This window comes from Mesobacillus jeotgali (assembly GCF_002874535.1).
Lineage (GTDB): Bacteria > Bacillota > Bacilli > Bacillales > Cytobacillaceae > Mesobacillus > Mesobacillus jeotgali.
Map to the genome: position 1 here is coordinate 1,421,749 of NZ_CP025025.1, position 12,196 is coordinate 1,433,944.

General features: G+C 42.9%; 11 protein-coding genes. 10 read left to right on the forward strand and 1 reads right to left on the reverse strand.

The features are described 5' to 3' along the window. Positions 1-61: 61 nt before the first annotated feature. Positions 62-535, reverse strand: coding sequence for an N-acetyltransferase (locus CD004_RS06980; protein WP_102262095.1), 474 nt, complete (start codon positions 533-535; stop codon positions 62-64). Positions 536-770: 235 nt separating this feature from the next. On the opposite strand from CD004_RS06980, the gene CD004_RS06985 reads away from it, so the two are divergent. The 10 genes from CD004_RS06985 (at position 771) to CD004_RS07030 (ending at position 11,920) form a co-directional block, all read left to right on the forward strand. Further along, positions 771-2,114 (forward strand): acetyl-CoA carboxylase biotin carboxylase subunit, encoded by a 1,344-nt coding sequence (locus CD004_RS06985; RefSeq protein WP_102262096.1) that lies wholly within the window; start codon positions 771-773, stop codon positions 2,112-2,114. A 14-nt stretch (positions 2,115-2,128) separates the two neighbouring features. Beyond that, positions 2,129-2,341, forward strand: coding sequence for an acetyl-CoA carboxylase biotin carboxyl carrier protein subunit (locus tag CD004_RS06990; protein WP_102262097.1), 213 nt, complete (start codon positions 2,129-2,131; stop codon positions 2,339-2,341). Positions 2,342-2,362: 21 nt separating this feature from the next. Further along, on the forward strand, positions 2,363-3,904 hold the full coding sequence (locus CD004_RS06995; protein WP_102262098.1) for an acyl-CoA carboxylase subunit beta: 1,542 nt from the start codon (positions 2,363-2,365) through the stop codon (positions 3,902-3,904). Between the two features lie 524 nt (positions 3,905-4,428). Then, positions 4,429-5,325 carry a 2-dehydropantoate 2-reductase gene (locus tag CD004_RS07000; protein WP_102262099.1) on the forward strand — a complete coding sequence of 299 codons (897 nt, stop codon included), beginning with the start codon at positions 4,429-4,431 and terminating at the stop codon, positions 5,323-5,325. Continuing rightward, a complete protein-coding gene (locus CD004_RS07005) occupies positions 5,322-5,714 on the forward strand; it encodes a DUF3397 domain-containing protein (protein ID WP_324782679.1) in 393 nt (130 codons plus the stop codon). The genes CD004_RS07000 and CD004_RS07005 overlap by 4 nt, the downstream gene beginning before the upstream one ends. A 249-nt stretch (positions 5,715-5,963) precedes the next feature. Next, complete coding sequence (bshC, locus tag CD004_RS07010; protein WP_102262101.1) at positions 5,964-7,598, forward strand: bacillithiol biosynthesis cysteine-adding enzyme BshC; 1,635 nt, start codon at positions 5,964-5,966, stop codon at positions 7,596-7,598. A 294-nt stretch (positions 7,599-7,892) separates the two neighbouring features. After that, positions 7,893-8,324 carry a division/cell wall cluster transcriptional repressor MraZ gene (gene mraZ / locus CD004_RS07015; protein ID WP_102262102.1) on the forward strand — a complete coding sequence of 144 codons (432 nt, stop codon included), beginning with the start codon at positions 7,893-7,895 and terminating at the stop codon, positions 8,322-8,324. Between the two features lie 57 nt (positions 8,325-8,381). Further along, complete coding sequence (gene rsmH, locus CD004_RS07020; RefSeq protein WP_102262103.1) at positions 8,382-9,320, forward strand: 16S rRNA (cytosine(1402)-N(4))-methyltransferase RsmH; 939 nt, start codon at positions 8,382-8,384, stop codon at positions 9,318-9,320. A 30-nt stretch (positions 9,321-9,350) separates the two neighbouring features. Further along, entirely contained in the window at positions 9,351-9,710 is a 360-nt protein-coding gene (ftsL, locus tag CD004_RS07025; RefSeq protein WP_324782680.1) for a cell division protein FtsL, read from the forward strand. Continuing rightward, positions 9,710-11,920 (forward strand): penicillin-binding protein, encoded by a 2,211-nt coding sequence (locus CD004_RS07030; RefSeq protein WP_102262105.1) that lies wholly within the window; start codon positions 9,710-9,712, stop codon positions 11,918-11,920. Before ftsL ends, CD004_RS07030 begins: the two co-directional genes overlap by 1 nt. Positions 11,921-12,196: the final 276 nt, after the last annotated feature.

A 12,196-nucleotide genomic window follows, 5' to 3' on the forward strand; every position in this document is an offset into this window, starting at 1 on the left:
CTTCACTGGTCGGCCCTCCAGCGCTTGTCGGGGCTAAACAAGGCGCTTACGCTTTTCTTAATTACTGCAATTGTTCTGTTACACCAGCCGGATACCAGACAAGCGGATTCTCGCCACGGTCTCTCTCTACATCATAATGAACTGGCGTAAAGCCCATTTTATCCCAGAAGTCTTGCGATTTCACTCTAGGATTTGTTTTTATTGGCAGACCATAACTTTTCGCGAATTCAACTAGTGCTTTCCCATAGCCCTTGCCCTGGTAATTTGGAAGTACTTCTAACTTCCAAAGCTCAAGATAATCCTGTGGAGGCTCGAAATAGCGGTCAAATTGCTTCTTGACCTGGTAAAGGCTCATACGGGCAACAAGCTTGTCGCCGAAATAGATTCCGTAGAATGGTGAATCACTATCATTTTCAACAATGTTCGCTTCCAAGTCCTCAAGCATCGAAAGCTCCTGGTGGCCATACTCTTTGAATTTCTTGAATTCTTCTAATGTCTTATAATTGATTTTCAGTTTCTCCACTTTATTCACCATAAAACAATCCCCCAATCAAGCCGCCAATAATTCATTATCCATTTACCCGAAATATGAAATATTAAAAGGCAGCTGAATATATTTGTTTTTTATAGCCTATTTTTATTATATTATAAAAACATGAAAAATTCTGCATTTGAATTTTAGAAAGCGGTTCCAATTTTTGCAGGAAAGATACAGAATATTGTAGAATTTTATATAGTGAGCGTATTTTTTACGGGAAAGGGGAATTAGCGTGCAAAAAATATTAATTGCAAACAGAGGAGAAATTGCGCTTCGTATTATCCGAACTTGCAGCGAACTTGGGGTTAAAACAGTAGCCGTCTATTCTGATGCGGATAAAGAGCTGCCTTTTGTAAAAGAAGCTGACAGCGCTTACCGGATTGGCGAGCCGCCTGTTCAAAAATCATATCTTAATGCAGAAGAAATTTTAAGAATCGCAAAGGAAGAAAAGGTGGATGGCATCCATCCTGGTTATGGTTTTTTATCAGAAAATGCAGAGTTTGCCCGAAAAGTGAAGGAAGCAGGCTTGACTTTCATTGGTCCTGCTCCGGATACAATTGAAAAAATGGGCGATAAAATCGTTGCTAGATCGACGATGGAAGCAGCCGGCGTTCCAGTCGTGCCTGGAAGTGAACAGGGTTTGAAAACGCTGGATGATGCAATCAGGCTTGCAGATGAAATCGGCTACCCTGTGATGCTAAAGGCGAGCGGGGGCGGCGGAGGCATTGGCATGGTGCTTTGTGAAAATGAGCAAGCGCTCGCTAAGAATTTTGATTCAACGAAGGGCAGAGCAAAGGCTTACTTTGGTTCTGATGAAGTATTCATTGAAAAATACATCAAAAATGCCCGGCATGTCGAGGTGCAGATTTTTGGCGATACCCATGGCAACCATGTACATATGTTCGAACGTGATTGCTCGATCCAGCGCCGACACCAAAAAGTGATTGAAGAGGCACCTTCGCCATTCCTGAAGGAAGAAGCACGGCAGAAGATGTATGATACAGCTGTAAAAGCCGCTAAAGCAGTGGATTATGTAAACGCAGGAACTGTGGAATTCATTGTTGATGAGAACGAAAACTTCTATTTCCTTGAAATGAACACAAGACTGCAGGTTGAACATCCAGTCACAGAAACGATTACTGGCCTGGATCTTGTTAAGTGGCAAATCCTCGTTGCGCGCGGTGAAAAACTTCCGCTGCTTCAGGATGAAATTAAAAAGGATGGTTGGGCCATCGAATTCCGTTTGTATGCGGAAGACCCAGTAAGGTTCCTGCCTTCACCTGGCAAAATCATCGAGTTTTCATGGATGGAGGCAGAAGGCGTTCGGGTGGATTCTGGTTATGAATCCGGTTCGACTGTAACCCCTTTTTATGACCCTATGGTTGCCAAATGCATTGTAGGGGGAAGTACCAGGGAAGAAGCAATTCAGCTTGCACAGGAGTTTTTCGCGACGCTGAAAGTCGAAGGCATTAATTCCAATGCTCCGCTGTTTGCGGAAATTTTAAGTGAAGAGGGCTTCAAAGCGGGCAGCTACACGACAGCCTATTTAACAGAAAGAAAAATGGCATCTAAATAGAGGAGGAAGAGAACATGAAAGAAATTACAGCAAATATGGCAGGCACAGTACTTAATGTGATGGTAGCAGCGGGAGACACGGTTACAGAGGGGCAGGAAGTCCTGATGCTTGAATCCATGAAGATGGAAATCCCTGTTGAAAGCCAGGGTGCAGGAAATGTTGCGGAAGTTAAGGTGAACATTGGAGACTTTGTAAACGAAGGCGATGTCCTGCTTGTATTAGAATAATAGATTTTAAGGAGGAGTAGAATGACTACCGCAAAGACTTTAACTGATTCATTACAGGAGAAAGTTCAACAAATCGAGGCTGGCGGCCAACCGAAATATCATGAAAAGCTGGCTGAGCAAAATAAATTGTTTGTGCGTGAGCGCTTGAATCTATTATTTGACGACGGAGTCTATGAGGAAGATGGCAAATTCGCCAATTTCCAGGCTGGCGACCTGCCGGCAGATGGTGTCGTAACAGCGATCGGAAAAATCGGCGGCCAGACAGTCTGTGTCATGGCGAATGATTCAACAGTAAAAGCCGGCTCATGGGGCGCCAGGACTGTTGAGAAAATCATTAGAATCCAGGAAACAGCTGAAAAATTAAAGGTGCCTTTATTGTATCTGGTCGATTCAGCTGGTGCCCGAATTACGGATCAGCTTGATATGTTCCCGAACAGACGGGGAGCAGGCAAGATCTTTTACAATCAGGTGAAATTGTCTGGGGTAATCCCGCAAATTTGCCTTCTTTTCGGGCCTTCTGCAGCAGGAGGAGCGTATATTCCTGCTTTCTGCGATATCGTGATCATGGTTGACCAGAATGCTTCGATGTACCTGGGATCACCAAGGATGGCGGAAAAGGTAATCGGCGAGAAGGTAACGCTTGAGGAAATGGGCGGAGCCCGCATGCATTGCTCAGTGAGTGGTGTAGGCGATATGCTTGTTTATAGTGAGCAAGAAGCCATTGAAGCGGCTAAGCATTATTTAAGCTACTTCCCTGCCAATTTCCAATCGAAGACAGCAGTACTCGAAGGAGTAGCTCCTAAGGCTGGAAGAAGTCTTGAAGAGATTGTCCCATTGAACCAGAACGCTCCATTTGATATGTATGAGGGTATTGATGCGCTGATCGACGAAGGAAGTTTCTTTGAAATCAAAAAGCTGTTCGCTCCCGAAATCATCACTGGATTTGCGCGTATAGACGGAAGGGCAGTTGGAATCATTGCCAACCAGCCGAAGGTGAAGGGTGGAGTATTGTTCGTGGACTCTGCAGATAAGGCAGCTAAATTCATCACGCTCTGCGATGCCTTCCATATCCCTTTGCTGTTCCTTGCTGACGTGCCGGGCTTCATGATTGGTACGAAGGTTGAGAGAGCAGGGATCATCCGCCATGGTGCGAAGCTGATTGCTGCGATGAGCTCAGCGACCGTGCCGAAAATCTCTGTAATTGTCCGTAAGGCATACGGAGCTGGTTTATACGCAATGGCAGGACCGGCATTCGAACCAGATTGCTGCATCGCCCTGCCGACTGCGCAGATCGCGGTAATGGGTCCGGAAGCAGCGGTTAACGCAGTATACTCCAACAAAATCAATCAAATTGAAGATCCTAAAGAGAAAATCGCTTTTGTCCAGGAGAAGCACCAGGAGTATAAAGAAAGTATCGACATCTATAAGCTAGCTTCCGAACTGATCGTTGACGACATCGTTGCAGCCAACGACCTGAGGAATGCACTGATAGACCGATTCAAGCTATACGAAACAAAAGATATGCAATTCAGTGTCAGGAAACACCCTGTATATCCGGTATAAAAACAAAAAGCGCAAGCGCCTCGTTCAGCCCCGACAAGCGCTGGAGGACCGACCGGTGAAGTCGTTCTTTGACTTCATTGGGCGGACCGAAATCTAAAAGTATAGCCGACTGTCCAGAAACGCAGAAACTGGAGACTCCGACAAAGAAGCGCTTTTTGCTTCTGCCGGCGAAGTTGAAGTTTCGGAGTTTCTAGGAGGCGAAACTAGACAAGCGACTCGAGGGGCTAGGCGCTGGAGCTGGATTAAGACAACCCATATAGTTATCTACATCACAATTATTTTACCCTGCATAAAAACAAAAACGGAGATCCTATTGGGTCTCCGTTTTTGTTTTTACTGGGGAAAAGACAATGTTCTATCAAAATTAATTCAAATAACCATAATCCCTTCTTCCTAACAAGCAATTGTTTCTGCTAAAATATGACTAAAGTCATTGTTATATCGGTGTCAAATATAATAGATTTTTCAATATAAAAGCACGAATGTTCTTAGTTGTTTTTTTAAGGGCAGGATAAGGGGTCTTTATGAAAATAGGAATAATCGGCGGCGGATCAATAGGTTTATTATTCTCTTATTACCTGAGCATGGGTAGTGATGTTTCTATATACACAAGGACACGGGAACAAGCAGACTCAATTAATGAAAATGGTCTTCATCTTGTAAAAAGCGGAATAGAGCATACTCCTGCAAAGGTAACTGCTGTCCCAATCCAGGAATGGAAGGGGAACGATGATTTAACAGTTGTTGCGGTAAAGCAATACCAGCTGGATGGTTTAATATCTGATCTAAAAGATAAAGCCAAAGGAAGCATCCTTTTTCTGCAAAATGGCTATGGCCATATCAAACTGCTTTCTGAATTGGAAACATCTGAAGTTTATGTGGGATCCGTTGAACACGGAGCTGTAAGAAAGAACGGCTTTACAGTTCAGCATAATGGATTGGGTGTAACAAGAACTGCGATATTTAAAGGAGAAGATGACCTTCTTAGAGAATTATCTACTATATCACCTTCGGGTTTTCCGTTTATCATTGAACCGGATTTCAAGGAGATGCTAATCAAGAAGTTGGTGGTCAATTCGGTAATTAATCCATTGACAGCAATTCTTAAAGTTAAAAATGGCGAGCTGATCCACAATCCATCTTACTTTGAAATTTTTAAGCAAATGTTTGATGAGTGTGCCTATGTACTTGATTTGCCTAATCGGGAACAGTACTTCAAAAATCTAATGACAGTTTGCGAAAAGACGGCAAACAACCATTCATCCATGTATAAGGATATTGAAAATGGCCGACAAACTGAAATTGATGCCATACTCGGGTATTTGCTCGAATTATCTAGAAGAAAAAATATAAAAGCTCCATTAATACATAATTATTATCATTGCATCAAGGGGAAGGAGCACGAAAGGGAGGGAGCATGATGCCGGGATTCTTCTCTGCACTCGTTGCCGCATTGATTACAGTTCCAATGATTGGCTACCTCGCTGTGTTCATCATCAGTAAGCAAATCACAGGCAACCATCGGCGTTCTGTCAATCTGGCAATTGATTTCAGCACCTTTTTGCTGGTGCTGTCTGTCCATTTTTTGATCATCACTATCTGGGAAAAGTCTTTCCTGTGGCTGATTTTGATCATCTTGTTTGGACTTGCGGCTATATTTGTCTGGATTCACTGGAAGTACAAAGAAGAAATAATGTTGCCAAGGGTATTTAAGGGTTTTTGGCGCTTTAATTTCCTGCTATTCTTTTCTGCCTACATCGTCCTTGTGTTGTATGGTTTGGTTAAGCGCCTGACCTTTCTGTTTGCTTAATCTAGTGTTGGACCGTCCTTTAGAAGGTCCAGCATTTTTTATTGTCAGTCGAGATGAGAGAAAAGAAGCCAAAGCAGTCAAGAAACCCTCGTAGTTAAAACACACAGTGCTTGCAAAAGTACAAAATTAAGTTCATTATGAAAATCTTGATTTTAGAAATTTCGTAAAGCAAAGTTTTTTTCTTTTCATTTCAAACAATGCTATACTCATAACAGTGAAAATTGCTTACGAGAAAGGAAGTACAAGTTAATGGAGATGTTGAATCTCTCTCTTCCGGCAGCAAACCGGTTTGCGACAGATTACCTGGCTGGAAGCCCTGAATTGCAGAGCTTCTTTCATTATAATTTTACAGACGAAAAATCTTATATTCATCGCCTTGATGAATTGAAAAATAGAAGCTTTATGAGGAATGAGCTTGCAGACCATATACAGTTCTTCATGTCTCGTTATGCCAAGTCTGACAAAATCACTGATAATATTGATAAGCTCAGAAAAGAAAATAGCGTTGCAGTCATCGGAGGACAGCAGGCAGGTATTCTGACTGGACCGCTATATACCATTCATAAAGTGATTTCGATTATCAAACTTGCCGAACAAAAAGAGGCAGAACTGGGCGTCCCAGTCGTACCCGTATTCTGGATTGCCGGTGAAGACCATGATTACCAGGAAGTTAACCATGTGTACGTCATGAAGGATAATAAACAGGAAAAGTGGGTTTATCCTGAAAGGAATCTAGAGAAAAAAATGATTTCAGAAGTTTGTATAAACAGGGATCTATGCTATTCCTGGGTTGAAGAAATCATGGAAACCTACGGTGAAACAAAGTACACGAAAGAAGTATTGGCATTTGCTTTAGAATCTTTGCAGAAAGCGGAATCCTTCGTTGATTTTTTTGCGATGATTATCATGGAGCTTTTCAAGGACTCCGGCTTGCTGATTGTGGATTCCGGAAATAAAGAACTGCGCAGACTGGAAAAAGAATATTTCATCAATCAAATTAAAAACCACCGTAAAATAACAACTGCTGTTCTCGGCCAGCAAGAACAGACAAACTCGGCAGGCTTTGCGAATATGATCGATATTAACGAGAACGCTGCGAACCTTTTCTTTTACGATGAAAAAGCAAATGAGCGGATTTTGCTCCAATTCGACCCACAAAGTGGAGGGTTTTCAGGTAAGAATGGAGAAGTCAGCTTCACATATGATGAGCTAGTGGAGATTGCGAACGAATATCCCGAGAAGCTTAGCAATAATGTGGTGACTCGTCCGTTAATGCAGGAGTGGCTCTTCCCAACGCTTGCGTTCATCGGCGGCCCTGGAGAAATTGCTTATTGGGCCGAGCTGAAACTCGTTTTTGAACATTTCGGTCTCAAGATGCCTCCACTTGTTCCAAGGCTCAACATCACACTGCTTGAAAGATCGATTGAGTCAGACCTTGAAGAACTGAATCTGGATTTGAAAGAAGTTTTAGTTTCAGGTACAAGCGGACATGAGCTGAAATTTATCGACTCATTAAAGGATCGTGAAGTAGAAGAACTTTTCGAGAAAGTAAAAAGGATGCTGTCAGAACAATATAAAGTCATCCAAGAAAAATCAAGCGGAATTGACCCAGTACTGATGCCAATGCTGCAGAAAAACGAATCCATCCTGATAAAGCAGGTTGGATTCATGGAAGATAAAATTGTAGAGGCAATTTGCCGTAAGAATGACCATATCCTGAGGAAATTCACAAGAGTGGAGAACGCTTTAAGACCAGGCGGTTCACCGCAGGAAAGAGTCTGGAACCCATTCTACTATTTGAATAAGTACGGCTTAGGTCTAATACCAGGATTATTAAAGCTACATTATGAATTCGATGGAACCCACAAAATAATAAAAATGTAATTCAAAGCTTCATCCTACGAGGATGGAGCTTTTTTCTTTGGAAAATTATTGTCACAGCACCGTACTGCCGGAAAGAAGGAGGAAAGATGAATTACGGTAAGAGCAACGGCTCTGCATTGCCCCAAAAGAAAGGAAAAGACGAATTTAGGTAAAAGCAACTTTTTTGAAATAAAAGAAATTCATGGAAATGTATATTTCCGGCAGGAATTCAAGGGAGTGGGGAGAATATTTAAAATAAGGTGGTGAAAAGTGGGGGAATGTGGTACATTGTATTTAGAAAGTGGGGGTAGTGGCATGTTCATGGGTGAATACCATCATAATGTTGATAGCAAAGGCCGATTGATCATCCCTGCCAAGGTCCGTGAAAATCTGGGAGAGATGTTCATTCTTACCCGTGGACTTGACCAGTGTTTATTTGGTTATCCCGTTTCTGAATGGTCAGTAATTGAAGAAAAGCTAAAAGGACTTCCGCTGACTAAAAAAGATGCAAGAGCATTTACCCGTTTTTTCTTTTCGGGTGCTACCGAGAGTGAAATTGACAAACAGGGAAGAGTCAATATTCCTTCCCCGCTGATGCAGTACGCCAAGCTTGAGAAAGAATGTGTGATTTTAGGTGTTTCCAATCGAATTGAAATTTGGAGCAAAGCCATCTGGGAAGAATATTTCGCAGAATCTGAGGAATCTTTTGCTGAAATTGCGGAAAATATGATTGGATTTGATATTTAAGGGTAACATTATTCTGATATAATATTACCTGCTCCTCGATTGGAAAGGTGGATCATGATGTTCAAACATACAACAGTTTTACTGGAAGAAACAGTAGACGGGCTCAATATCAAGCCTGACGGTACATACGTGGATTGCACTCTCGGTGGCGCAGGCCACAGTGAATTAATTTTGTCCAAGCTTTCAGAAAAAGGAAAGCTATATGCGTTTGACCAGGACGATGTCGCAATTGCGAATGCAAAAGAAAAACTTGCAGCTTATGGCGATAGGCTGACAATCATTAAAAGTAACTTTCTTTATCTGAAGGAAGAGCTTGAAAAACATGGTGTAACTGAGGTTGACGGTGTCCTTTATGACCTTGGAGTCTCATCTCCGCAGCTGGACACTCCTGAACGAGGCTTCAGCTACCATCATGATGCTCCGCTTGATATGCGGATGGACCAGGATGCACCCTTGTCCGCTTACGATGTCATTAATGAATGGCCATATGAAAAATTGGTCAAAATCTTCTTCCGGTACGGGGAAGAGAAATTCTCAAAGCAAATTGCCCGAAAGATTGAGGCAGCAAGAGAAAGTAATCCGATTCAAACCACTGGTGAACTTGTCGAGTTGATCAAGGATGCGATTCCTGCACCTGCAAGGAGAAAAGGCGGTCATCCGGCTAAGAGGGTATTCCAAGCGGTAAGAATCGCTGTTAATGATGAACTTGGTGTATTTGAAAAATCACTCGAACAGGCGATTGACCTACTTGCTATAGGTGGAAGGATTAGTGTTATCACCTTCCATTCACTGGAGGACAGGATCTGTAAGGTAACCTTGAAAAAAGCGAGCGAAACACCGCCGCTGCCGCCAGGATTGCCAATCATCCCCGAGGAATACCAGCCGAAGTTGAAGCTGGTCACACGAAAGCCGATTCTCCCTTCAGAAGAAGAGCTTGAGTTCAATAACAGGGCAAGATCTGCAAAACTGCGTATCGCTGAAAAAGTTAAAAAATAAAAATATAAAATATAATTTTCAGGAGGGAAAATGATGAGCAATCTGGCTAGAAAATTGCAGCAAGAACAACAGCAGCAAACTGTTCAGGCACCGGCAAAAGCACCGGCAAAACGCAATTCGATACTGACGCCCGGCGAAAAGATCCTGATGTTTGTATTCGGGGCAATTGTTTGCTTCGGCGCAACATTCATGGTTTCAAAACAGTCAGCCATTTACGAAGTCAACAAAGAAGTCCAAATCATTGAAGGCAATATTCAGGAGCAGCAAAAGATTAACAGTGACCTTGAAATCCAGATTAGCGAATTAAGTACCTATGAAAGAATCAAGAAGGTAACAGAAAAGCTCGGTTTAACATTGAACGAAGACAATGTTAAAGGTGTGGAAAACTGATGATCAAGAAACAGCCAAATATGAATGCAGGAGCAGCGGTATTATTCGTAATATTCAGCCTGCTCTTTTTTATCTTGATTTTCAGGTTCATTACAATCCAGGTCACTGGGGAAGTGCATGGACAAGCCTTGGCTGCAAGGGCGCAGCAAAAGTATTCGAATGAAAAAGTGATTGAGGCGACAAGAGGAACGATTTTTGACCGAAAAGGTGAAGTTGTTGCTGAGGATACAACTGCCTACACACTTGTCGCTATCCTTAATGAATCTGTGACAACGAATAAAAAGAAACCAAAGCATGTGAGCGATCCTGCAAAGACTGCTGCAGTGCTTGCGAAGTATATTGATATGAGTGAGTCTGATATCTATAAAAGACTGACGAAAAAAGGCGCATGGCAGGTTGAATTCGGAAAAGCCGGCCGCGACATTTCCCATCAGGCCAAACGTGAAATTGAAGAGGAGAAGCTGCCAGGGATTACTTTTTTACGAGATTCTAAGAGATTCTATCCGAACGGTGTATTCTCATCCCACTTAGTCGGATTTGTGGAAAAGGAAGAAACAGAGGACAATAAAACTGTTACTTCTGGACAGCTCGGGATAGAAAAAACACTTAATAAGGAATTGACTGGTAAAAATGGCTCTCTTTCATTCGAGAGTGATTTATGGGGCTTCCTTTTACCTGATGGGGAGAAAAAAGTCACCCCTGCTCAAGATGGCAGCAATGTATTTTTAACGATAGATAAAAAGATCCAAACATTCGTAGAGGATGCAGTCGATCGTGTAGACAAGGAATACAAGCCAAAGAAAATCATTGCAGTCGTCGCTGATCCGAAGACAGGGGATATCCTTGCGATGGCACAGCGTCCGAGTTTCCATCCAACGACAAGGGATGGTCTAAATAACAGCTGGCATAACGAGGTGGTAGAAACACCGATCGAGCCAGGTTCGACGATGAAGATTTTCACGCTTGCAGCGGCAATTGAGGAGAACAAATGGAATCCCAATGAGTGGTATAAATCTGGTTCCTATAAAGTTACCGAAAACTCCAAGCCGATACGCGACCATAACGGCAGTGGCTGGGGCTCAATTACCTATCTTGAAGGGATCCAGCGTTCCTCAAACGTAGCAGTGGCAAAGCTAGTAAATGAAAAGATCGGCACAGAAAAATTCAGAGAGTACTTAACTGATTTTGGCTTTGACCAGCCTACAGGCATTGACCTTCCAAACGAAGCTGCTGGAACTATTGTCTATAGATGGCCGATTGAGAAAATCACGACATCATACGGCCAGGGAACAACTGTGACACCAATTCAGATGATCCAGGCAGCTACAGCGGTAGCTAATGATGGGAAGATGATGAAACCGCGTGTAATTGATAAGATTGTCGATCCGAACACTGGTGAAGTGATCACGCAGGAAGAGCCAAAATCTGCTGGTCAGCCTATATCCGCTGAAACAGCAAAGCAGGTGCGAGATGTTTTAGGGACGGTTGTAACTGGTGAGCATGGTACTGGTAAATCATACGCCATCGAGGGATACGAGGTTGCTGGTAAAACTGGTACTGCGAACTTAACAGCCAACGGCACTTATTTAGATGGAGCGAGTGATTACCTCTTTTCATTCCTTGGGATGGCTCCAAAAGATGATCCTAAACTAATCGTTTATGTCGCTGTTCAACAGCCGGAAATCGACCATTATTTTAAAGGCTCTATACCAACGTCTATGATCTTCAAATCTGTGATGAAGAGCAGTCTTCAGTATTTGAATATCAAACCTGCCACTATGGAAAAAGCGGATTCCATACCGGTTCCTGAGGTAACAGGTATGACTCCAGCAGATGCAAAGAAGTTGCTTGAATCCAAAGGGTTTGAACCAGTGATAATAGGAGACGGAAACCAAGTCGATGAGCAGTTGCCAAAGGCTGAGGTAATGGCTCTCGAGGGAGAAAAAGTCTTTATCAAGGCTTCGGGAGTCATGACGTATCCTGACATGACAGACTGGTCACTCAGGGATGTCATGAAACTGGCGCAAATAGCCGAGATTAAGCTAAACAAAGCCGGAAGCGGTTATGTCACGAAACAAAGCCTTAAGCCGGGAATACCAATCAACGAAGGGGAGAACCTGATCGTCGAGCTGGAAACTCCGCTGCAGCAATTTGAGAAATCATTGAAAACTGAAGAAGAAAATGAAGAAGCAGAGGAAGTGGGCGGATGAGCCCTTCCTCTGTTTTTTTTGTTTTGATGTGGCTCCTAATATTTTGATTCGAAGCAGTCCAAAGTTCAGACAAAATCGTGTTCCGTTCTTCTCGTTTTGTCCGAAGTCGCATCAGGTTCAGACAAAATCGTGGCCGGGTCTCCTCGTTTTGTCCAAAGTAACACCAGGTTCGGACAAAATCCCAGTCTGAACTCCTCATTTTGTCCAAAGTAGCTTCAGGTTCGAAAATTCCCCCTAAAAATTTTCCAAGGCAGTAGAAACTCAGGGTCATAAACA